This window comes from Diaphorobacter sp. HDW4B (genome assembly GCF_011305535.1).
Classification (GTDB): Bacteria; Pseudomonadota; Gammaproteobacteria; order Burkholderiales; family Burkholderiaceae_C; genus Diaphorobacter_A.
Genome location: NZ_CP049905.1, coordinates 1,441,457 through 1,464,700 on the forward strand (window position 1 = coordinate 1,441,457; position 23,244 = coordinate 1,464,700).

At 52.5% G+C, this 23,244-nt stretch carries 17 protein-coding genes; 3 read left to right on the forward strand and 14 right to left on the reverse strand.

Features of this window, described 5'->3' with window-relative positions; genetic code table 11:
- Positions 1-50: 50 nt before the first annotated feature.
- The 3 genes from G7048_RS06825 (at position 51) to G7048_RS06835 (ending at position 5,360) form a co-directional block, all read left to right on the forward strand.
- Positions 51-1,355, forward strand: coding sequence for a hypothetical protein (locus G7048_RS06825; protein ID WP_166067403.1), 1,305 nt, complete (start codon positions 51-53; stop codon positions 1,353-1,355).
- Between the two features lie 116 nt (positions 1,356-1,471).
- Positions 1,472-3,481: a lipopolysaccharide assembly protein LapB gene (locus tag G7048_RS06830; RefSeq protein ID WP_166067404.1), complete on the forward strand. Its 2,010-nt coding sequence runs from the start codon at positions 1,472-1,474 to the stop codon at positions 3,479-3,481.
- Positions 3,482-3,491: 10 nt separating this feature from the next.
- Positions 3,492-5,360: a glycosyltransferase gene (locus G7048_RS06835; RefSeq protein ID WP_166067405.1), complete on the forward strand. Its 1,869-nt coding sequence runs from the start codon at positions 3,492-3,494 to the stop codon at positions 5,358-5,360.
- A 27-nt stretch (positions 5,361-5,387) separates the two neighbouring features.
- On the opposite strand, the gene G7048_RS06840 is transcribed toward G7048_RS06835, so the two are convergent.
- The 14 genes from G7048_RS06840 to G7048_RS06905 all read right to left on the reverse strand — a co-directional run bounded on the left by G7048_RS06840 (position 5,388) and on the right by G7048_RS06905 (position 22,993).
- A complete protein-coding gene (locus G7048_RS06840) occupies positions 5,388-6,545 on the reverse strand; it encodes a glycosyltransferase family 1 protein (protein ID WP_166067406.1) in 1,158 nt (385 codons plus the stop codon).
- 4 nt (positions 6,546-6,549) lie between these two features.
- Positions 6,550-7,491, reverse strand: a complete 942-nt coding sequence (locus tag G7048_RS06845) for an NAD-dependent epimerase/dehydratase family protein (RefSeq protein WP_205750347.1) — start codon at positions 7,489-7,491, stop codon at positions 6,550-6,552.
- On the reverse strand, positions 7,469-8,503 hold the full coding sequence (gene gmd, locus G7048_RS06850; protein WP_166067407.1) for a GDP-mannose 4,6-dehydratase: 1,035 nt from the start codon (positions 8,501-8,503) through the stop codon (positions 7,469-7,471). Before gmd ends, G7048_RS06845 begins: the two co-directional genes overlap by 23 nt.
- 71 nt (positions 8,504-8,574) lie before the next feature.
- Positions 8,575-10,626 (reverse strand): hypothetical protein, encoded by a 2,052-nt coding sequence (locus G7048_RS06855; protein WP_166067408.1) that lies wholly within the window; start codon positions 10,624-10,626, stop codon positions 8,575-8,577.
- A gap of 84 nt (positions 10,627-10,710) precedes the next feature.
- A complete protein-coding gene (locus G7048_RS06860) occupies positions 10,711-11,382 on the reverse strand; it encodes a trans-aconitate 2-methyltransferase (RefSeq protein ID WP_166067409.1) in 672 nt (223 codons plus the stop codon).
- A 1-nt stretch (position 11,383) separates the two neighbouring features.
- Complete coding sequence (locus G7048_RS06865) at positions 11,384-12,328, reverse strand: glycosyltransferase family 2 protein (protein ID WP_166067410.1); 945 nt, start codon at positions 12,326-12,328, stop codon at positions 11,384-11,386.
- Positions 12,329-12,335: 7 nt separating this feature from the next.
- Positions 12,336-12,977: a bifunctional 2-polyprenyl-6-hydroxyphenol methylase/3-demethylubiquinol 3-O-methyltransferase UbiG gene (locus G7048_RS06870; RefSeq protein WP_166067411.1), complete on the reverse strand. Its 642-nt coding sequence runs from the start codon at positions 12,975-12,977 to the stop codon at positions 12,336-12,338.
- Positions 12,978-12,997: 20 nt separating this feature from the next.
- The gene (locus G7048_RS06875; protein ID WP_166067412.1) at positions 12,998-13,324 is read right to left on the reverse strand and encodes a GtrA family protein; all 327 of its coding nucleotides are present in this window, start codon (positions 13,322-13,324) and stop codon (positions 12,998-13,000) included.
- A 60-nt stretch (positions 13,325-13,384) separates the two neighbouring features.
- Positions 13,385-14,077, reverse strand: a complete 693-nt coding sequence (locus G7048_RS06880; protein WP_166067413.1) for an NAD(P)-dependent oxidoreductase — start codon at positions 14,075-14,077, stop codon at positions 13,385-13,387.
- Positions 14,078-14,130: 53 nt separating this feature from the next.
- A complete protein-coding gene (locus G7048_RS06885; protein WP_166067414.1) occupies positions 14,131-19,116 on the reverse strand; it encodes an FkbM family methyltransferase in 4,986 nt (1,661 codons plus the stop codon).
- Positions 19,113-20,330: an ABC transporter ATP-binding protein gene (locus tag G7048_RS06890; RefSeq protein WP_166067415.1), complete on the reverse strand. Its 1,218-nt coding sequence runs from the start codon at positions 20,328-20,330 to the stop codon at positions 19,113-19,115. Before G7048_RS06890 ends, G7048_RS06885 begins: the two co-directional genes overlap by 4 nt.
- Complete coding sequence (locus G7048_RS06895; protein ID WP_166067416.1) at positions 20,330-21,070, reverse strand: ABC transporter permease; 741 nt, start codon at positions 21,068-21,070, stop codon at positions 20,330-20,332. Before G7048_RS06895 ends, G7048_RS06890 begins: the two co-directional genes overlap by 1 nt.
- Before the next feature lie 71 nt (positions 21,071-21,141).
- The gene (locus tag G7048_RS06900; RefSeq protein ID WP_166067417.1) at positions 21,142-22,611 is read right to left on the reverse strand and encodes a mannose-1-phosphate guanylyltransferase/mannose-6-phosphate isomerase; all 1,470 of its coding nucleotides are present in this window, start codon (positions 22,609-22,611) and stop codon (positions 21,142-21,144) included.
- Positions 22,604-22,993: a DUF2304 domain-containing protein gene (locus G7048_RS06905; protein ID WP_166070844.1), complete on the reverse strand. Its 390-nt coding sequence runs from the start codon at positions 22,991-22,993 to the stop codon at positions 22,604-22,606. Before G7048_RS06905 ends, G7048_RS06900 begins: the two co-directional genes overlap by 8 nt.
- Positions 22,994-23,244: the final 251 nt, after the last annotated feature.

Below are 23,244 nucleotides of genomic sequence, written 5' to 3' on the forward strand. Positions count from 1 at the left end.
CGCTATGATGGCCGGTCAATTTGGCTGACTGCCATCAAAAAAAAGCGGCGATGAAGTTCTTCTTTTCACGTTCGGTATGGATCAGGGCTCTATGGATTGCCCTGAGCTTTACCGTCTGTGCGATCAGCGTGCGGGTTTTCTGGGGATATCCGCGCTGCCAGAACGATGAGCTGAACTGGGTGGGAATCGCCCGCAACATCGATGCCGGTCAGGACTGGCCCGTCTCAGGCCCGAGTTTCATGTTCGTGCTGCGCGGCCTGAAAGCCCTGACCGAGATGCACTACGTGCATCTGATTTCCGGGCTGGGAGTGTTCAGTGTCTTTGTAGGCACGTTGCTGATCATTCTTGGGTATTCGCGCCTTCGCATCACCCGCCCCGGCATCACGCTTGCCGCACTTGCACTGTCCAGCTATTTCTGGGTGCCTTTGCTCGAAGCCAGACCGCAGCAATGGGGGCAGATTCTGGTTTTCATCGGTGCGATTTCCGCCTGGCTGTGGCTGCATCGCAAAGGCGGCTGGCTGTTTTTCCCGGTGCTGGCGCTGATTTCCATATCGCACATACTCAGTCACGCAATCTTGGTCTTTGTATGCACCGCACTGGCATTGGCCGATTACTTCGAGAATCGGCCGATGACCAAGCGCCACGCCATCCTCATCGCCTGCAACATGCTGAGTCTTGTGGTGTATCTGCTGCCCAATGGCCCCTATCAGACCATGCTGCAAGACATCGAGCAGACCCATCTTCGCCGCCTGCTGGGCGCAGCCCCATATCTCGGCGCTGCTGCATTGGTCTCGATACTCGCCATCATGATCCTCAAGCCTCGTTTGCACTGGCGCGCACATTGGTCGCGGAAAACGATGGAGTACGCGCTGACTCACCAAAGCATCATCTGCGCGGGACTGCTCCTCGTTTTCTTCATTGCCATGTCCGTTCAGGCGTCCGTCTTGCCTGCAGCATCCTGGCTTCCTTATGGCGGGTCGATCTGGACCTTCTTCATTTTTCAAACCGGCAATCTGGTTTTTGCATCGTTGTTCGTATGGGGACTGTTCAGTTTTTTCAGGGCCATCGTGACACAGGAAGTTGAAACATCCCCAGCGCGCATGATCACCTGGTCGCTTCTTGCATTCGGCTTGCTCGGACTGATCACGCTGATCGCTTCGTTCTGGATGCGCGATACCAACTGGCTGCTTCGGCTGATCAACTACGCCATCCTGTTTGCGGCGCCCATCGCAACGATGGGACTGGCCAACATCAACCTCTTGAAAAGAACTCCGTGGCTCTACGCGCTGCTCGTGCCGCTGTTTGTTGTAAGCATCTGTCAGGCAGTGCGCCCCGACGGATACCTTGGTTGCTGAATCGCATCACTCCGGGATTGTCTTCAAAACACATCCGGATACCAGCCTGCGATTTGCTTCCTGTGGTTTGATAGACTCGGCGGTTGCCGCAGACCAGCCCATCACTTCAACTCCCAATGGCAAAAATCTCCAAGACTTCCGTCATTTTTGCGATCCTGTTGATCGCTGCCATTCTGTGCGTCTACATTCCAGGCCTGAACAACCAGCTCATCTTTGATGATCTGCGTCTGGCCGAAGGCGATTTCTTTGGTGCCTACGGAAATCTTCTGCAATTCAAGCAACGCATGCTGTCCTACGGCAGCTTTGTCTGGATTCAGAACCTGTTCGGTGAAGGCTGGTGGAAACAGCACCTGTTCAACATCCTGCTGCACGTGCTGACCGTCGGCGCGCTCTACGCGCTGTTCAAGTCACTGCTGGAGCGCACCCAATTCCCGCACGATATCGAACAGGAGGAGCATTTCCAGGCGTCGCGCATGGCTGCCCTGCGCGTGGGCCTGATCGTCTTCGCACTCAACCCTGTAGCCGTTTACGTGGTGGGTTATCTGATCCAACGCTCCATCCTCATGGCGACACTGTTTGCCGTGCTGGCCTGCTTTGCCTATGTTCGCGGTCTGTCCAATGGCGGTATCGGCTGGTACGTTGCTGCCGTCGTCTGCTACGTTGCTGCCGCACTCTCCAAAGAGCAATCGGCGCTGACTGTGGCGATGGCTGTGCCTCTGTACATCTACGTGCGTCGTCCATCCTGGAAGAAAATTCTCATGGTCTCCGGCGCGACTGCTGTCGTTCTGGTGCTCGCTGTGGGCGCCGTGCTCAGCATCTACGGTTCCTTGATCGGCGCGCTGATCGACAACCAATCGGTTGCCTACGTCAAGCAACTCGAGGCCATCAGCCCCGGCATCACCAGCAAGGTCTACGGGCTGAGCATCCTGAACCAAGCTGCCCTGTTCTTCGTCTACGGCTTTCTCTGGGTGGTTCCATATGTTGGTGGGATGTCCATCGACATACGCCCCGCTTTCCCTGTGTCCTACGGTTCCGCGCTGCATCTGATCGGTGCGATTGCGTTCGTGGCATTGCTCGCGGCATCCATTTGGGCCGTGTTGCGCAAGGATGGCGTGCTGCGCTTTGCTGCACTGTGCCTGCTGTTCCCCATGCTGTGGTTCTTCACCGAATTCGCGGTGGTCTGGGTGCAGGATCCACTGGTGCTCTATCGCAGTTATCTCTGGGCCGTCGGTATCCCCGGCCTGGTCGCCATCGTGCTGACCGGCTTCAAGCCACGTACCATCTATATCGTCGGAGTGTTTCTGACCCTGTTGTTCGGCGGCCTCGCCATGGAGCGCGTCATGTCGATGCGCGACGCTGAAACGGTCTGGGAAGACGCCGCCAGCAAAGTCGATCTGAAGGCTCCCGCCAATGCAGTGGGCCGTTATCGTCCGTACCTGAACCTCGGCACCGAGCGCATGGAGCGCGGCCGCTACGCACAGGCCGAGCGCGACTTCATGACCGCCGATGCCCTCAACGATCTGAACGGCAACGCCCGCTTCAGCATCGGCGTCTCGCAACTGCAGCAAAAGAAATACCCCGACGCGATCCGCTCGTTCAAGGCAGCTGAAGAAAAGGGATACAGCGGTCAGACGCTCTGGTACCAACGCGCCGAAGCCTATGCAGCACTTGGTCATCCCAAAGAGTCCTTCGATGCATTCAGCACCGCTCTGCAAGCGGGCGGCCCAGATGTCAACGACAGCACAGGTGCTACGCAACTGACCGAACAGACACATCTGCGCCGCGCGGAAATGGGCATGACGATCCAGAAGTACGACGAAGCCGTGAAGGACTACGAAACCGTGCTCAAGTCCTCGCCGAACAACTCGCGCGCAGCCGTTGGTCTCGCCATGGCCCTTACCGGCAAGGGCGAGTCCGCCAAGGCCAAGGAGCAGATGGATGCCCTCATCGCCAAAACTCCAAGCGGACCAGCGTTTTACGCACGTGCCATGGCGCAATATGGTTTGAAGAACATTGCGGAAGCGCTCAAGGACCTGGATCAGGCCACGCAGGCCGACCCAGCCAACGCACAACGCTACGCCATGGCCAAGGCGCAGATCAGTGGCGCATCCGCGCCCAAGCAGTGACCCTAGCGACATGGCATTGCGCGTACTGCATATCGGCAAGTTCTACCCGCCCTACCGGGGCGGGATGGAGGTCTTTCTTTCCGACCTGATCAACGAGCAGCGCAAGCAAGGCATCGATGCCCACGCGCTGGTGCACGGCGATCCCGAACCGGATGACCCGCCATGGATTCAACGCGTGCCAGTGCAATTCAGCCTTGTCTACGCACCCATGGCCGCCGGCTTTCGCGGCGCCATGGCCAAGGCCATTGAACGCATTCAGCCCGATGTCCTGCATCTGCATCTGCCCAACAACTCGGCGCTATGGGCGCTGACGCTGCCAAGCGCGCGCAAGATTCCGTGGATCATCCATTGGCAGTCCGATATCGTGTTCTCCGATATCAAATGGTCGGTTGCGTTGGCATACATGATCTACAAGCCGTTCGAGCAGGCACTGCTGGAGCGCACGGCCCAGATCATCGCGACATCCCCTCCGTATCTGGAAGCCAGCAAGGCTCTGAGCAACTGGCACAACAAGACCGCCATCATTCCCTTGGGCATCAATGTTGCCGACGCTCCCGCACTCATCGAGTTGCCCAAAGAGTTGGGCTGGCGTGCGGACACCCAGCTCAAGCTGCTGTCCATAGGACGACTCACGTACTACAAAGGCTTCGAAACCCTGATCGAAGCCGTGAGCACCATGCAGGGCGTCGAACTGCTGATCGTTGGCGAAGGCGAGTTACGCGCGGAACTCGAGGCCAAGATCAGCGCATCCAGCCGCCCTGGAGAGCCGCCCCGCGTGCGCTTGCTTGGTGCGCTGGATGATGCGGAAAAGCATTCACTGCTCGCCCAATGTGACGTGTTCTGCCTGGCTTCCTGCGAGCGCACCGAAGCCTTCGGCATCGTGGTGCTGGAGGCCATGATGCACGGACGTCCCTGCGTCGTGACCGATCTCCCAGGCTCCGGCATGCCGTGGATTGTCTCGCAGGCAAAAAGCGGATTGCGCGTGCCCTACGAAGACGTACACGCATGGCGCAGCCACATCGCCCGCATGCAGCATGACGCCGATCTGCGCAAACGCTGCGGCGAGGCTGGAATCCAGGCCATCAAACGCATGTTCAGCATCGGACCATGTGAGCGCGAAATCAATCGCCACTATCGAAGCCTCGTACCCGAATCCGTTGCCATCCCATCCCACAAGGGACTGATGGTCGTTGTGAGTGCCCGCAATCAGGAAAAGCACATCGCGCACATCATCCAGCGCGTGACTGGCCTTGTGCCGGAAGCCAAAGTGCTGGTCGTCGACAACCGCAGCACCGACGCCACCAGTCACCTTGCAGAAGTGAGTGGCGCTGTAGTGCTGCGTCCCCTGCTCGCAATGACCACCTGGGGTGCGATGCAAACAGGTTTGCGCTACGCACAGGCCCATGGCTACGAAACGGTGGTCACCATCGACGCCGACAGCTACTACGAAGTGGAAGAGTTGCCGACTCTGCTGCACGAGGTTCGCCAGAATCCCAAGGCCGATCTCTCGGTCGCCTACTTCGCAACCAAGCACAGCGTCGTCCGCCGTTTTGCGTGGCAGTGGTATCGCGCACTCACGGGCTTCAAGATGAAGGATTTCGTCTCCGGCTTCCGGGTCTTCCGGCGCAATGCCATCGCCGTGGCGGTGTCCTCGGATGCCACCTTGCTGGACTATCAGGACTTGGGAATCTACATCCTGATGCGCAAGCACGGACTTCAGATTCTGGAGGTGCCACTGACGATGGTGACCGCCAAGGAAGACAACTCGGGTATCTTCCGCTCCTGGGGCAAGGCCGTGCGCTACTTTGCGGTATCGACCTTGATGGCCTTGGCGCATGGCCGCAGCCGTTCAAACGACGCTGCACAAACAACGGATTGAGTCGAAACCTCGCGCCGCGCCAACAAGTCAGGCCATCAATCGGGCATAGATGGCACTAGTGCTTCTGGCGCATTGCTCCCAGGTGAATGCACCCGCGCGTTGCACGCCACGGATCGACGCTGCGGCATTCCACTGATCGTCTTCCAGAGCATTGCGCAGGGCCTCGGCAATCGCCTGTTCATCTTCAGGCTGTACAGTCAGCGCCACATCACCGACTACCTCCGGCAACGAAGATGTGGACGACGTAAGAACTGGTGCGCCAGATGCCATCGCCTCCAACGGCGGCAAGCCGAAACCTTCATATAAGGATGGGAAGCAAAACAGTCGCGCGCCCGCATAAAGGAACGGCAGATCTTCCTGTGCCACAAAATCCAGATATTTGAGCCAGCCGGCTTGCGCGGCTTTTTCCATCAAGTCGTGAATTTCTTCCGCTTGCCAGCCGCGTGAACCACCCAACACCAACGGGAACCGTTGGCGCAGAGCCTCCGGCAATCGTCCATATGCGCGGATCAACCTTGCCAGATTCTTGCGAGGCTCTATGGTGCCGACGTACAGCGAATAGCCCCCGTGTTGCAAACCAAGCCGCTGCATTACGGGCAAAGTTTCCCGAGATATTCTTGGATGAAAAGATGCATCCACGCCCAAGGGCACTGCACTGATGCGATCCTCGGGCCACCCGAAATGCGCGATCACCTCGCGTCTCACCGATTCCGCATCAGTAATCAGATGATCCGCTCTTGCCACCGACTTGGGCAGATCGCGATGCAGCAACTCCACCCGTGCAGCAGGATGGAACTGCGGGCAGACGATATGCGAAAGATCGTGAATGGTCGCCACGGATTTGCCAGGAAACGGCGGCAGGAAATAATTGGGCGAATGAAACAGCGAATCCGCAAACGGTTTCATCTTCTGCTTCGACCAGATCGGCATCAGCATCGAATACGCGCGAACAGCCAGCTTGTTCCCTGCCAACACACGTCGCAAGGTGGGCTTGTTCAGTTCCTGCGTCGAAACCGTTTTGGCCCGCTCCAGCACCGCCTGCTCGCTGATCCACTGTCCCAGTGAATAGAAGCGCAGCGACTCGACTTCCTCGCAGTGAGGAAGCCTTGTCGCCAACTCGAAGGCATAACGACCAATTCCGGTCAGGGGCGCGTGAATCGCATCCGCGCCCAGAATCACCTTCACCACGTCACACCGCTCCCGCGCCGTCCGACAGCATCCAGGCAAGCGTATCTTCCAGCGGACGCGGACTCCACGCTCCCGCCAGCTCCCTGAGACGTGAGGCATCACCGCAAAGCGTCTTCACCTCATTGGCACGCACAAAGGCGGGATTCGTGACCGCCTCGATCTCATGCCCCGTGATGTGTTGCGCCATCTGCAGCACTTCGCGCAGCGAAATCAAGCGACCCGAGCACACATTGACGGTCTGCCCCACCGCAGTGTCCGACTCCAGCAGCGCACGATACGCAACAGCGACATCACGCACATCGGAGAAATCGCGCCAGACCTCCATGTTCCCAAGCTCGATCACCGGCGCCTTGCGGCGGAAATGGTTCACGATCTTGGGCAACAGAAAGCTCTCGGACTGCCCCACACCCGTATAGTTGAACGGCCGTGTAATGGAGATCGGCAGTTTGTCCATCCAAAGCCGCGCCACGTACTCCATCGCCAGCTTGCTGACAGCGTAATCGTTGGCAGGATTGGGCTGCGTAGCTTCCGAGAGCTCGCCTTCTGTGGAATTGCCGTAGATGTTGGCACTGCTCGCCAGCAGCACACGCTCCGGCTTGCTCTCACCTTCCAGAGTCGCCAATGCAGCCAGCAGGTTGCGCGTGCCCACCACATTCACGTCGTAGAACGCACGCGCATTGCTGTGCCCCACGAATGCGATCGCAGCGAGGTGAATCACGGCTTTCGGCTGAACCTCCTGCACCCAAGCGGTCAAAGCCGCGTCATCGAGCAGATCCACATGCCGATAGCGCGGCCGAGCGGGTTCGGGCTGAGAACCCAGCCCCCACACCTCCCAGCCATGTTGCTCGAGTTCACGGGTCAGATAGTGGCCCGTGAAACCATTGATGCCCGTGATCAGAACTCGCCGCACTTGCACACCCTCAGAACGAGAAGCCCACGTCATTGCGGCGAATGTCCGCCTCGACCATCATCTGGCAAAGTTGCTCCAGCGTCGTCGATGGCTTCCAGCCCAGCTCGCGCTGCGCCTTCTCAGGATTCCCGATCAGCAACTCCACTTCCGCAGGACGATAGAACTTCGGATTCACACGCACCAGCGTCTTGCCGGTAGCTACATCGATGGCCACTTCAGATTCTGCGGCACCTTGCCACTTCAACTCGAACCCGGCAGCCTTGCCCGCCATAGTGACGAAGTCGCGAACTGTCTCCGTCCGATTGGTGGCCAGCACAAACGTATCAGGCTTTTCCGCCTGCAGAATGCGCCACATGCCTTCCACGTAATCCTTGGCATAACCCCAGTCACGCTTGGCATCCATGTTGCCCAGCTCCAGCACATCCAGCTTGCCAAGCTTGATCTTGGCAAGGCTGTCAGTGATCTTGCGCGTCACGAACTCACGGCCACGCAGCGGGCTCTCATGGTTGAACAAAATACCGCTGGAACCAAAGATGTCATAGCTCTCGCGATAGTTCACCGTCATCCAATGCGCATACAGCTTGGCCACGCCATACGGACTGCGGGGATAGAACGGCGTGGACTCCCGCTGAGGAATCTCCTGCACCTTGCCGAACATCTCGGAGGTACTGGCTTGGTAGAAGCGAATCTTCGGATTGACAATACGGATCGCTTCCAACAGATTCACGGCGCCAATGCCGGTGATTTCCGCCGTAGTCACCGGTTGCTCGAACGACACCCCCACAAAGCTCTGCGCAGCCAAGTTGTAGACCTCAGTGGCCTCCGTAGTCTGCAGCAGACGAATGCTGGCAGACAGATCCGTCAGATCGTATTCGACGAGATGAAGATTGGGATGGTTCTGAATGCCCAGTTCTTCGATACGCCAGAAGTTGACGGAACTGGTGCGGCGGTAGGTGCCATAGACCCTGTAGCCTTTGGAAAGAAGCAATTCGGCCAAATAGGCTCCATCCTGCCCCGTAATACCAGTGATGATGGAATTTTTCATATACATACCAAAATCCAAATTAACGATGCGACTCAACCGTGTCACCAACGAGGTGACTTAAAAGCGCCATTTTACGGGATCTGCTCAATTGAAACTCCAGAAAACCTCAAAGCAGCACCGCCCAATGCCCACACCCTGAACTCAATTAGTTCCTGCTTTTTGACTTCAAACTCCAGAACCTCACCCTGACCCGAGGTTGATTTCAAAATTCGATCTGCCATAACCTTTTCTCCTGGTGCTGTAGACACCTCAATCCGAATGACATCACGATCCGCCGTGAACGCATCGATGCCAAATACCACTCGATATTTCCCTGGCACGATTCGAATATAGGGGCCAAAATGTAAAGCTCCAATATCCTTCGGCTTTGACTCAAGCAAAGGTCGCCCTGATTTTTCATCAACCACAAAACGGCCAATTTGCTTCATGGAATTCTCAGAAGCTTTAAACTCAACTTTATGTTCGTAAGTCAGATCCCAGCCGGGTAAGCCTAAGGCCAAGTTTTTTTCAAAAACCAATATGACATATCCGGCATGCTGAAGCTCTGACACAAGGCGAACGCCATACTTGGAAAGTGTATCGACATTCACCAGTTTGCGTTCATCTGGTGTAAGCAATAAAAAAGACTTTCCCGTCCATGTTCGTGAATAATACCAACTATCCGCAGCATGATGCCTATAAGGCACAGGGATTCCATTTTCGAACAACACCTGTCGCACCAAGACATCACCATCACTCAGGACACTGTACATTCCAGCATTCCAATAGCTTGCATAGCCATACGATAAATCATTGGCCTTCAGAAATTGCAACAACTCTACACGTCGAGATCTCTCATTCGAGCCATCAGCATAATATGCGGAATTGACATAGGAGCGAAAATAGTTGGGGTATGCCATCAGTGCCGCAAAAATCATTACTGCAATGGTTACCACGACAACCATCACATTCTTCCCATCAAACGAAGGTCGAATGAAGGCGCAGATCAGCAACAAAAACAATGGCGGGACCAAGTACCTTGAGCTGATCACGGGGTCACTCATTACAGGCACCGTAGTGAATACTTGTACAAAAAGAACAATCGCAAAAGCAGTGAGCGCATATGTGATGAAGATTCTCATACGCATATCGCCTACCTTGAACGATTTTCGTATGCTCAACGGAATCAACAGCAATAGCATCATTGCCGCAATCAATCTCAACGCTTCATAAAGGCCAAGACTACTCGCCACCGCAATACCTGGGGTAGGAGCCCCCCCCATAATTGCCAATAGCCCCTTGCCTGTCAACACTATGTTCGAAATACTTTGCTCATAAGTCAACCACAACGCAGTGCTGGTTCCCTGAATGTTATTGACACCACCCAAGATATACAGATGAAGTGGTATTCCAGCAATGACTGCACCAACTGTCATCATGACAAGCGACAATGCTCGTTGCTTCATGATTGGCTCAACCACCTGAGCACCAAGCCCCAAACCTAAAATACCAAGAGCCAATATCAAAGGAAGGACGTAATATACAAATCCTCGAAATGGATTTGAGGCGACCACCAACAAAATCAACAAAAAATATGCCGATCCATACAAAAGGTGCTTTCTTGGGCTTGAAGTACCAAAAATGAAACCAAACACCATAAGCAGCACATACATGGAAATTGTTATGATATTTCCATAAGTGATCTGACCAAACAAATTTTCGGCAACGAAACCAGATATTCCAGCGCAAATGACAGCCAATGTTAAATATACAATTGACTTACTAACCTTCAGCTCCTTCAGCAATAGATAAGAAGCCAACAAGAATATCAACGCATTCAACACCCCGGAAATCGCATACGCCAAATAACCAGGCTTCATGAAAACCATCAAGGGAGCCACCAGCAAATGTCCATACAGAATGTACAGATCACGATTTACGTAGCTCCAATCCGATGGGAAAATGCTGCCACTCTTGAAGACTTCATTGCCGAGCAATACTCGATGCGCGCTATCAGAATGAAATTGCGCCTGATATCCATCAAATTGATACCAAATCAGCAACCCAACATTCAAAACCAACAACACTAGCGCAAGCTTCTCCAACAATCTTGACGCTTTAAATTTATTCAAATAAAACTGCATGTTGCAAACAAATGACATAGCACAAAAGCAATTCACCGGATTTTCGAAATATTTCAACACCAGACACCGATGATAGCCGCGAGGTCAATCAGAGGTTTTTTGCAGCAATAAATAATACTGCGCCCCCAGCGGAAGCCACCCAATGAATCGCTCCAATGGTTCAAATATTTTTAATGCACCGGGAAAAAACAAAGTATATTTTGTAGAAAAATTGGAAAATCCAACTGATTTTGCCAAATTCACAAATCTCTTCTGACCAATCATCACAGCATCTTGGTCAAATATGCAACGCTTGAACACCATTCTTGTTAATGGATTGATTGGATTGTGTTCGAATATGATAATTTTCCCTCCAGGTCTTAATGCATCCTTCAGTCGAGAAAGCCACAAAGCATGTTCTGATGCATCAATATGATGAAAGACATTTGAAGTAAATATCAAATCGTATTTTTCTTCTACTGCCTGATCCCATGCACTCGTGAAATGTGCCTGCGGAATACGCTCTCGTGCCACATCAAGAGAGTCATCAGAAACATCAAACCCTACCAACTCAGCATTTGAAAAGCTCTGGGCCAAGTACTGGGAGCACTGACCAACACCACATCCAAAGTCCAGAATACGATGGATTTTTTCTGGAGCGAACCGTTTGGCCAGCTTTACTTTGTAGGTCGAGAAATACTCAATTGTTCGAAATCCTGCGGGAATGGCATCTTTCAAGTCACTCGAGTAGGAGTCTGCATACTTGTCAAATTCCATATCATTCGTCCTTCTTCAACCCCGAAAATCCAGATATCTCTCTGACAACGAACTGGGGCTTTTTATTGATATTCAAATACAAACGCCCCATATATTCCCCGATGAGTCCCAAGAAAAGCATCTGTATACCCGAGACGGCCAAAACAATAGCCACGATAGAAGTCCAACCTGGTTGAACCGAGGGGTTCATTAGTTTGTCCACAATGACGTAAACGACCGTCAGAAGACTCAACAATCCAAACACCACCCCAATGATAATTGCCAATCGTAGCGGTGCCACAGAAAAACCCGTAGCCATTTTCATCAACAATGAAACAGAGCGCTTTAGATTGTAATTTCCCTGACCCGTAAATCGTTCACGGTGCACAGCATCAATGACATGAATTCGATTAGTGCTGCGTAGGATTAATCCGTCAATATATGGATATGGCCCTTCATATTGAACAACCGCGGCCCTGATATGTTTTCGAAATGCCTTGAATGAGGAAAGATACAGGTCCTTGGGTTTTTCAACCAAATGACTAGCCAATAAATTATTGAAGTTGCTGCCTGCTACCTTCCACCCTGCATGCTGTCTTTTTTCAAAACGAACAAAGCACACATCATCTTTTTCAAGAGCTTGCAGCAAATCTCCAATATACGCTGGCGAATGCTGCAGGTCATCATCCATCAGCACAATATTGTCACCACTTGCGAATTGCAGCCCGGCCATGATGGCATTGTGCTGTCCAAAATTTTTCGCAAGATTTACCGCTTTCAAATTGGGATACAACTGCGTCAATGATCGCAAGACGTCCCAACTACCATCAGGACTGGAGTCATTCACCAGTATCAATTCCGAATCACCCAGAAGTCCGAGTTTCTCCAACTCGGCATTCAACTGCTTCAACAGCTCAGGTAATATTTTCTCACTGTTATAAACAGGAATGACGATTGAGCATTTCATAGTGGACTCAATTCTTCTGGCAGGTCATCACTATACCTGTATACGGAATTCTCAATGGCTTATCATCAACGACAGCTGATGTGGATTTGAATCGCTTTTTTGCAAGCCGCAAATACTCATAATCGGTTCGTACCGCCTGTCCTCGATCCTTTCCAACCACAAACCTGGCAGCACTCGATTGATGGTTCGTATATACAGGATCCAATGCTAAAAAAATCCCGTTGTCTTTGAGTGCACAATGCGCTGTTTCAAACAATTCATCCGCAATACTGTCATCGAGATGATGGAGAATTCCTATTGCAAGAACAATGTCAAAATTACCGTAATTGGACATTGAATTCTTATTCACATCTTCGCAGATAAATTCGGCCTTTCGTCCCGCAAAGCGTTTTCTGGCTGCACTGATATACTCATTATTTCTATCAAATCCAATGTAATTGGCTTGATCCGGAATGTATTCAAGAATCTCACCGGTACCGCAGCCAATATCAAGAATACGTGTTGTTGCCGAGCAAAGCGGTGCAATATGATTTAGCACCACTCGCTCACGCCATTTATACGCACCAACAGCATGTTGAAAAGTGTCGTAGACAACCGAAAAGGAAAGCAGGTGGCGCAGCCCTTTTCTGATTTCAGTATTCTCATTCATATTGCACCGAAAGTCTTTCATCAATTATCGACAAATATATAAAATCGCATCAAAATATACATCAATACTACATACGTGGAAATAGCCATTATTTGAGCCATTCCATTATGCAGTCGGCCTTCCATAATCCACAAAACAAAAATATTCAATCCATATGCAGCAACAAAGGAAATGACATATCGGCGCATCTGATTTTTGGTATTGTTGCGACGCCTAAAAACAAAAAATTTCGCCAATGTGAAACTAAATAACATCCCCACTGCAAATCCTGCCATATTTGCAATAATGGGATTCACATCAAAATACGTCAATGCCGCAATTGTTCCAAGACCGGTAATCGCATTCACCAGTCCCGCACTTGCATATCTCAATAAATATGTACTTTCCGACACACTTCCTCACTACATTCAATTCGAGTAATACTTTTTCAACACAGAAGAGATGTAATCACCTTCAAAATTCAAACCAATTTTTGCATAGACCTCGACAGTCTGTCCCAAAGGTATTTCATAAAATCCGCCTCCATCCATGACCTCCAGAATAGCCTTCTTGCCCTTGATTTTCTCAAGCGTTTTAATGAGATCAAGTACAAGCGTTCGAGTGGGGTTACAGATATTTTCCACCAAATTCTGCTCAGGCGAAGATTTCAACCAATGCAGAACCACCTTCACGACATCACTCACATCAATGATATTTCTCTCGGCTTTAGACCAAATTCGCATCAACTCGCCACGATCAATTCCAGAATTGATGTAGTTCAACAGGGTATTTCCATTGCGGCTTATACCAGCCAACTGCGGCAATCTGAAGATATATGAATGCGGCCGCTGCAGCACAATGGATTCCATTTTTATTTTATGTTGGACATAGGCTGACTTGAACGACATTTCATCATAGATACTGCAGGTACTAAAATATACAAACTGCTCATCGGATGAGAGTGAATTCAATGAATCTTCGAGCAATGAGCGCTCGCGCAAAAATTCAGCCTCATCGGTATTCATGGAATTGGCAACGCCAGACGCAAAAACACAGACACCCGTCAATTCCTTTGCTTGCTGACGAAATGCTGTAGCAATCAATCCTGAACCAATGATCATGATTTCAAATGCCTAGTGAATTGAATTTCACAATAAAACAAAATTTATAGAGCTCAACAAAAAATATTTTCAGATATTTTTTCCATTGACTTACCCATGGACACATCATGATTAGAGGCGCACAGAAACTGCTTCAAATCATCAGCACTTTCGCCCCATGTCTTCCATTTCATTCCTCGGCTTGAAATGACTTTCTCAGATGCAAAGAGCTGCATCCATTCATACATAAAGGCCCTGATGGCATCGTCACGCTCTCCATCAAAGTAGGAAACATATCCCTCGCCCACCTCACGGAAAACAGGTATATCTCTTGCAATGATATTCAATCCCTTTTGGGCAGCCTCGATCAATGGCAAGCCGAATCCTTCTGCATATGAGGCGGCGATAAGACAAGTCGCAGAGGAGTACAACTGATTCAGTGCTGCGTCATCCAGACTCTCAAACCAGAATAAAGATTGATTGAAGTGTTTGCTCTCCTTCAGTGCCGATATCAGCGCTTCAACGTTCCATCCAGCTTTGCCCACGATAACAAGATTGGCATGAACACCCTCACTCCACAGATGTTCAAATACTCTCAGAATTTGAGCATGGCCTTTTCTTGGTTCAAGTGTTCCAACCATCAAAAAAATCGGAGCGTCCTGTAGCTGCGTTGGCACTGACCATCCACTAGCCACATCGGACTGCATCACCTGCTCATCTTGGAAATCGGCCCCAAGGTGGAAGTAGCCCAGCGCAAGACCCTCCCGCTTACCACCATGCTCGATCAACCAGGATTCAACGTCATCAGCAACCGCTTTCGATATGCAAAGAACTCCATCCGCATACCTGTTCAGCCCGATCAGCCAATTTTCGAATGCACACTCAATTCCCGGAAATGCATACTCCTTGTAGCGCAGCGGAATAATGTCGTACACCACATAGAATATTTTTGTGCCTGCACGTTTGAAACTCGCTAGATCCTCCTCCGCTTCCGGAAACAGGTGTGCTGCAAGGTCCAGCCCGAGAAATATGTCGTCGACACCAGGAAAAATCGGGGCACCTTCGATTGCGTTGAAAGGAAAATCCGATGCTGACGCATGAAAGAATCCTTTCCCCTTCACCCCATATACCGGCTGTACCGAATAACCGGGAAGCGGATTTTTTTCCAACTCACTCAGAATATTCCTGACAACTCGCTGAATGCCCGTTTTTGCATCTCTGACATACAGCTCCGAGATATCCACAAACAAGCGCCGGCTTGGCTTCACATTGGTTTGGGGGAAATGGAGCAGTCGGCTTTCCTGACTTTTCTTCTGCATCAACGCCTCACGCCTCAGCACGCTCGCCATGGACAGCAATCGTTGCGACACGCTCGTCCAATCGCGTACCCTCAACCATTCACGTTGCTTTTCGAGCAGCAACGTCTTCGTTTCTTCCGATGCCGACTCCCACTCAACCACCTTCATGCAGATGTCACTTGAGTTCGGTCCCGACATTTCAAGGGTGACGTCGCTCACATCCGAAAAGATGCTCAACGGACTCACCAAAACGGGCTTCAATGTCGACAGACCAATGGTGACCGCACCACTGGCACTTTCCTGTGTGTCTCGATAAGGGAACACCATGTAGTCGACCGATGAAAGCAGTTCTTGACATTCTTTGATCGGACGGTAGTCAGTAATCCAGGTGATTTGATTCGATACACCCAGCCGTTCTGCCTGGGCCTTGCAGCTCTTGATCACATGCGCGCTTCGATCATCCAGCGCGGAACAGACAGCCAGCATGTGAACTGGGCGCTCGAGCTCTGTCCCCAAAAGCGAAATAGCACCAACCACTGCATCCAGACCCTTGTGAGGAAGGGCAAAGCCAAAGCATCCCAAGACCACCGCATCAAAGGGAATGTTGTGCGCGTTGCGAACCTTGGCTACATCTGGTTCAGGAAGTGGCTGTACAACACCATGCTTCAGGAGCACGACGTTGCGCCAAAGTCCAAGAGACAACAGGTTATTGAGATCTTCCACCTTGTGCACGACAATGCGATCCAATTGCGCAAGGCACCGTACCGCACGTGGTGTCAACCTGAAATCAGTGAGCAAAGGCTGGGTGGAGTGCAATTCCAGGTAAACGCCTCGCTCGCGTGTCCGCAGCGCAGACAGTTGCTCGCAAACCGCCTCAGACAGCTCATAGAGACTCGGCTGGTGTTGGACAAAAATCGCATCTACATTCTGTTCTTGGAGACGTTCAAGCGTGCGAATGATGCTGGCTGTGTCCCCCACCTTCCAAGTGACGAAGACATTGGCATCTGGTTTTTTGGTGCGTGTATCTGCAAAAATCTTGGTTGAGATGTCGTCCAGCTCAACGATATTCTTGAACAACTTTTCGCTGTATTCGGCGATTCCGCACTTTGCGGCCCAAGGCGTCAGCAGTGCAATGGACTCCAGACTTCGGGGGGCATTTTTCTGCGCCATCAGCCATTCGGAAAATCCGGTAACGGATCTTGCAGCGTTTTCCCAAGAATAGATATTGCGCACATACTTGGACGCAGACTCCCGCATGCTGCGAATTTCCGGGTCATCGGCCAATACGCGTTCACGCACTCGCCGGAACTGTCTGACCAGATCGGCTTTGCTTGGATTGACCCAGCAAGCATCATCCGCCCGCACGTGGCTCTCTGACGCCGCAAACTGGAACCCCACAAGGTGTGCCGTGGACAGTGTGCAGAAATCGATCTGTGCGCTATACCCGGTAGTGATGACCGGAATGCCCATCGCCAGTGCTTCTGCGGCAGGCAGATTGAAGCCTTCGCCTCGGGTCGGCAACACGGCGGCATGTGCCGTGCGATAGAGATCAATCATGCCGGCTTCGTCTAGCGGCTGTTCATCAATGACGACTCGCGCGGGACGCTTGTGTTTCTCCGAATAGGCCCGCAACAACTCCGCCACTTGATTGTGCGGATTGGGAAATGTCTTGATATAGAGTTCGACAACATCATCACCCGTGAATGCATCGAGAAATGCGTCAAGCAAGACATCCACACCTTTTCGATGGAATGCGGACGATACGTGCAGAAACCGAAACGGTGCATCCGTCTCGGGCTTCACGGATTGCACTGGTTTGGTATCTTGCGCGATGAGATGATCGATGCCGATTGGCAGTACTACCGCGGGAATTTGACAGCCTGAATTGACCAGAGCCACCTTGACCGATTCTGCCGCGACGACTACGCCATCAAAGTTGGAGTTCAACTGGGCAACAGTTTCTATGGGTACGGATGTCTCCTCCCAAAAAAAGATGCACAGCTTCAATCCCGATGGCAACTCATCACCAATCATCGGATAGTGATGGGTGATGGAAACGGTATGGTCACCGACCGAATCTGGAATTTGGCGTCGCAGCGCAGGACCTAATGAACGCTCCTGCTCATTTGGCAGCGTTGGTATTTTTTCGTAAGGCTTACCGTGGAACGGAACAAATTGCACCCGTCCCGGCGTGAGCGCATCCAATGCAGACACGATATTTCGATTGACGATGGCTAGGCTGTAGTGCCCTTCCAGGTGACCGGTGAATCGAATCCAACGAGGCTCGCCGCTGTCGTCTCCTGAAAACGCCAGGCCTTCCGGCAAGGTTGGATATCTTGGAAACACCCCAAGCAAGCCCAAATCAAACCAACCATCCTGAGATGTGGGGTTCATCGTCGAATGGGTGAATTTCGGCCGCTCGACTTCCACCATGGCGCCATTCTGAATTGCAATCGCTCTCAAGTGAGCGTGCAGCGCAGGGTAGTTCTTGAGCAACCAGTAGTTGAGACGTTCGCTGAAGTTGCGATTGCCAAGTACACGCCTCATCAGCATGGACATCGGCTTCGAAAAAAAGCGCAGACTCCATCGAATCGAGTTATTGACAAATTGCTTGAGGGTCGGGACTGGATGCCTGATCACCCCCAACAGCACCCGCAACGGATAGGTAGCTTTCCACGACCAGCTTCCCTTTACCCGCATGAGTTCACTGTCGAGCGCAAGTGCCCTGCTCCACCACTCATGCGCTTTTGCCGAAAACTCTGCGACACGCTCTTTTTCGCAGTTCAACTCGGCAAGAGCATTCGCATGAACGTCATCGAGTTCGAGCAACTGTGAATTCTGGTGTTCGAACGCAGCGTCGCGCGCGGAAATATCGCCCTTGAGCTTTGAATATTTTTTTTGAACGTCGCCAAGTTGCGCTTCGAGGTGACTCTTCTCGGCTACGAGGTGACTCATCTCTGCTTCGAGCTGACTCTTTTCGGCTACACGGTCACTTACCTGCTTTTCAAGCGCCGCCGTATGTTCAAGCTTCTGAGCCACTCCCTTTTCAGCTTCGTCAGCACGCTTGGTCTGAACCACTTGCGCAATGCGTACAAAATCGTCAAACACGTTGGGAGGATATTTCATCCTCTCCTTGAGTTCAGGGTGCTCGTTGGCCACATAGAATCGATTGAGCCCATCGCCATATGCGAAGCTGTAAGCTTGGGAAGTCAGCAAGGGCTCCCACTCATCGAAGTTCTCCATCTTGGTGATCGGATCGAACGCCTCCACCACCACTATCCATGGGCGAAAGGACTGAAAGTCCATGCCCTCGAGCACATCTTTCTCGAAACCTTCGACATCGATTTTGAGGAAGTGAATCTCGCCCGTCACATGTTGCTGGCAAATCGCGGCCAAGGTCAACATCTTCACCGAATGCGTCACACCGGAAACACCCGAAGCTTTGTGCTCTTCAACCACTTTGGGGGAAGCGGTGGTCCAGCCACGAACCGCTGGCTCCCAAATGTCCACATTGCCGTCAAAAGGGCCGGCCACACATCTAAGATTGGTATCCTCCGGCCTGTCTCGTTCCAAATCTCCCCAATGTCGCTCCAGCGGCTCCACGTTGATACCGCGCCATCCCCGGTCATAAAACGCCTTTGTCACCGAGTCAGCGACAGGATCGTTTGCACCAACGTCGATATAGAACCCGTTGACAACGCCTTCGAGCGCGCGAAACAGGACGACGTCCTCATTGTTCTGGGCGTACGCAATAAAGCTCATAACTTTTCGATCCCAATCGTGGGATCTATCCACGCGTATCCGTCAAAACCCGGCTTGTTGATGTTGACCACATTGAACACATGGGCCAGATCGCGCCACTCGTAGTTGTTCACCAGATGAGTTTCAGTGCTGCACAAGGCCGTCTGAATTGAATAGCTTCCCGGCCCCAGATTGGCGGGAAACTGGATTCGATATCGCAAGCATTCACCACTTTTGGCCGAATAGACTTCTTGCTTCTTGAGATCCGTATTGGTTCCAAAGACTACCTGACCCAATCGATCCTTGATGCCATAGCCCAGCACCAAGCGTTCCACATCAGAATGGACTTTGACATCAATGCGCAAGGTGACCCGCTGCCCGACATCCACCCACTCGATGACTCGCCCACTCTCGTCTTCGAGAACGATATCCGTGACGGTGACCTCGCCCGTTCCCGAGCGTGTCGCTGTCTTGCCATCGTCGGTTTTGGTGGTCTGGATGGACGAGTTCTCACGCTCGGCGATAAGTGCGTTGTAGAAGTCCATGACCTCTTCCGGCGCGCCATCCTTGGCGACATGTCCGCGCTCAAGAAGAATGGCTCGGTCGCAAAGTGCCTGGATTGCACTTTTGTCGTGAGACACAATCAACAGCGTTGTTCCCTGCTGTCGGAATTCACGGATTCGGTTGAAGCTTTTGTGCTGGAAATACGCATCTCCAACCGACAGCGCCTCATCCACGATCAACACATCGGGCCGAACGGCCGTGGCCACACTGAACGCCAAGCGCATCTGCATGCCGCTGGAGTACATCCGCACCGGTCTGTCGATGTAGTCACCAATCTCAGCAAACGACTCGATGGCAGGCATGCAGGCGGCAATTTCATCCGCTTTCAAACCTAGCAATTGACCCGCCATGAACACGTTCTGACGTCCGGTGAAATCAGAGTGGAAGCCCATTCCGAGCTCCAGCAATGCCGCCACACGTCCATTGACGTCGATTTTTCCGTTGGTGGGTTGCGTAGTGCCAGTGATGATTTTCAGAAGCGTGCTTTTGCCCGCACCGTTCACACCAATGATGCCAACCGCTTCGCCCTTTGCAATCTTGAAATTGATATTACGAAGCACCCATGTCTTTTCATGCATCTCCCGGCCGGAAATCCACTCCCACATGCGCGCCCATTTGCCTGGGTAACGCTTGTACGCCTTGCCGACGTTCTCAACAATCAGAGCACTCATCACAGTTCGTCCACCAATTCACCAACACGCTTCATGAAAAAACGTGCGGCAAGAATCAAAAGCATGAACGTAATCAACGTCAATGGAAGCAGCTTCGCGAAATCAGGCACCGTACCATCAAGAAAAATCTGTTGATATCCGGAGATCAGTGGCTGCAAGGGGTTGTACTGAAATGCTTTCTGAGCACCGGCAGGAAGCGAGCCCATCGTGTACACGATGGGAGTGAGCCAAAACCAGAATTGCAAGACCACGCCCGTCAACTGCCCCACATCCCGAAAAAATACATTGATGGTGCCAAGCAATACACCCAACCCCAATGTGAACAGCAATTGCAAGACCAACAGTGGAATGAGAGACAACAAGGCCCAGCCCGGCCAGTGACCTATGACGACCAGGAATGCAAGATAAATCGCAAAAATAATTCCAAAATTGATCAGTGCCGATACCGTCACGATGACCGGCAGACAGGCTCGGGGAAAATTGGACTTCTTGATCATGTTTCCATTTTCAAGAAAGACGTTATTCAGTCTTCCCAGCATTTCCGAAAACAGGTTCCAAGTAATGACACCCGCGCAAAGATAAATACTGAAAGCGAAGGGTGTACTTTCATGCCCCGGCAAAGTCGGGCGCATCAACTGACCAAAGATCACGGTGTAAATGATGATCATCGTCAGTGGGTTGACCACCGACCAAAACGCCCCCAGAAGTGATTCACGATATCGGCCATGGAACTCGCGCATCACGCTGCTCCATATGAAACCCCGGTACGCCCACAAGGCTCTCAGCATCACTAATCTCTGCATTGAAAAACTCACGCTCCGGCAGTCGTCGTAACCACACGACCATACGTATCTTCGAAACGAACGATATCGTCCTCGCCAAGATAGCTTCCCGATTGCACTTCCACAATCTCCAACGGCAGCTTGCCTGGATTGCGCAGGCGATGAACATGCCCCAGCGGAATGAACGTGGATTCGTTTTCGCCGAGCAGCAGCACCTGATCACCGTTGGTGACTTCTGCCGTTCCCTTGACCACGACCCAGTGCTCTGCGCGGTGATGATGCATCTGCAGGCTGAGCGACGCGCCCGGATTGACCACGATGCGCTTGACCTGGAAGCGCTCGCCGTAGTCGATGCTGTCGTACCAGCCCCATGGGCGATGGACCTTGCGATGCGAATGAGCCAGCGCCTGACCGTAAGTCTGCAGATGCGCGACGATCTTCTTGACGTCCTGGGTGCGACGCATGTCGACAACAAGGATGGCATCGGGAGTTTCCACCACAGCGATGTTGTCGAGGCCCACGCCCGTCACCAGACGGCTGCTCGACAGGAACAGCGAGTTGGTGCAGCCGTGCTGGACTGCATTGCCGATGATGGCGTTGCCGTCTGCGTCATGTTCGCGCACGGCCCAAAGGGCATCCCATGCACCGACGTCCGACCACCCAGCCTTGAGAGGCACAACGCGTGCCTGAATACCCAATCCGGGCGTCTTGGGAAGGCGCTCCATGACAGCGTAGTCAATGGAGTCCGACGGGCTGGCGCCGAAGGCCGTTGCCTCCGGGCGCACAAAATCCATGTCGTGTTGAGCGCCGTTCATGGCCCGCTCGCAAGCCCCAAAAATGTCGGGACGGAACGCTTTCATGGCCGTGAGCCAAACGCTTGCGCGCACAACGAACAAGCCGCTGTTCCACAGGTAGTTGCCAGCGGCTAGATAGCCCTGCGCTCGTTCCAGATCTGGTTTCTCGACAAAGCTCTGCACTTCGAACGTGCCGCCTTGCTCAATGGTTCCGTGCTGGATATAGCCGTAGCCGGTTTCAGGGCGATCCGCGACGATGCCGAATGTCACCATTTGGCCTGAGCGTGCAGCGTTGAATGCCACTTGCACGGACTCATGGAATGCTTTGCGATCTGCGATGACGTGGTCAGCCGGCATGGCCAGCATGATGGGATCCGCGCCCGCCGAGACTGCCTGCAATGCGGCAATGGTCAGCGCTGGGGCGGTATTGCGGCCAGTCGGTTCAAGAAGAATCTTCGCGTTCTCGATATGGGCCTGCTGCAATTGCGTGGCCACCAGAAAACGATGTTCGATATTGCAGACCAGAAGCGGCGCTGCCAAAGCAACATCACCAGAGATGCCCTGAAGGCGCGTGGCGGTGTCCTGCAGCATGCTGGAGTCACCAGCGAGCGCATGAAATTGTTTGGGATAGGTTTCGCGCGAAAGTGGCCACAGGCGCGTGCCCGAGCCACCACACAGAATGACGGGAAGTAGCTGATCAGTCATGGTAGGAGGAGGAAGAGGATGCCGGAGCATTGGAGGATGAGAGCGCAAGCGCCTCCATGTCTGCTTCCAGCATCGCCAGTCGTTGATTGAGTCTGCGCACGTCGCGTTCGATGCGCGTATTGACCATGTCGGCATGCAGCGCCTTGATGAACAGGACGATGCAAGCGAACAAAAGAAGAAGCGCGGGGGGATAAGAAATGCCCACCGAGTAGGCAATGCGGTCGACCAGTCCTGGCCAGGCGCCCAAAAGCGCAGCCGCAGCAGCTACGGCCACCCAGAAAAGGCCGTGCATCAAGTAAAGATGATCTCGGCGAATCAGATACAAGATCAGAATCGCCAACCCCACGCCGAGAAGCATGGTGGTAGTTTGCAAAGACGCCATATCAGCCCATGATTCCAGCAGGAGCAACGCGTGACGAACCTCCAACATTGGGCCCTCCCCGCCTCACCCCACGAAGTGCGTGCTCTTGCACAAACACATTCATGGAGCACGACGCCGCCAATGCAATGCCCCTCCAAATACCCTATTGAAACCCATTGATGGGTCGCACAAAGCTGTCGATTGTAGGCGGAATGCCCTATCTTCAAAATTGCTATCTGCGTTGATAGTCGCCTGCTATGACGCTAAATTTC

Bases quoted from the DNA above. Each gene is read 5' to 3' on its own strand.
- G7048_RS06880 (WP_166067413.1), bottom strand. From the start codon at position 14,077: ATGATCATTGGTTCAGGATTGATTGCTACAGCATTTCGTCAGCAAGCA.
- G7048_RS06845 (WP_205750347.1), bottom strand. From the start codon at position 7,491: ATGACGTGGGCTTCTCGTTCTGAGGGTGTGCAAGTGCGGCGAGTTCTG.
- G7048_RS06900 (WP_166067417.1), bottom strand. From the start codon at position 22,611: ATGACTGATCAGCTACTTCCCGTCATTCTGTGTGGTGGCTCGGGCACG.
- G7048_RS06890 (WP_166067415.1), bottom strand. From the start codon at position 20,330: ATGAGTGCTCTGATTGTTGAGAACGTCGGCAAGGCGTACAAGCGTTAC.
- G7048_RS06885 (WP_166067414.1), bottom strand. From the start codon at position 19,116: ATGAGCTTTATTGCGTACGCCCAGAACAATGAGGACGTCGTCCTGTTT.
- G7048_RS06870 (WP_166067411.1), bottom strand. From the start codon at position 12,977: ATGAATGAGAATACTGAAATCAGAAAAGGGCTGCGCCACCTGCTTTCC.
- G7048_RS06855 (WP_166067408.1), bottom strand. From the start codon at position 10,626: ATGCAGTTTTATTTGAATAAATTTAAAGCGTCAAGATTGTTGGAGAAG.
- G7048_RS06835 (WP_166067405.1), top strand. From the start codon at position 3,492: ATGGCATTGCGCGTACTGCATATCGGCAAGTTCTACCCGCCCTACCGG.
- gmd (WP_166067407.1), bottom strand. From the start codon at position 8,503: ATGAAAAATTCCATCATCACTGGTATTACGGGGCAGGATGGAGCCTAT.
- G7048_RS06860 (WP_166067409.1), bottom strand. From the start codon at position 11,382: ATGGAATTTGACAAGTATGCAGACTCCTACTCGAGTGACTTGAAAGAT.
- G7048_RS06830 (WP_166067404.1), top strand. From the start codon at position 1,472: ATGGCAAAAATCTCCAAGACTTCCGTCATTTTTGCGATCCTGTTGATC.
- G7048_RS06865 (WP_166067410.1), bottom strand. From the start codon at position 12,328: ATGAAATGCTCAATCGTCATTCCTGTTTATAACAGTGAGAAAATATTA.
- G7048_RS06905 (WP_166070844.1), bottom strand. From the start codon at position 22,993: ATGGCGTCTTTGCAAACTACCACCATGCTTCTCGGCGTGGGGTTGGCG.
- G7048_RS06825 (WP_166067403.1), top strand. From the start codon at position 51: ATGAAGTTCTTCTTTTCACGTTCGGTATGGATCAGGGCTCTATGGATT.
- G7048_RS06895 (WP_166067416.1), bottom strand. From the start codon at position 21,070: ATGCGCGAGTTCCATGGCCGATATCGTGAATCACTTCTGGGGGCGTTT.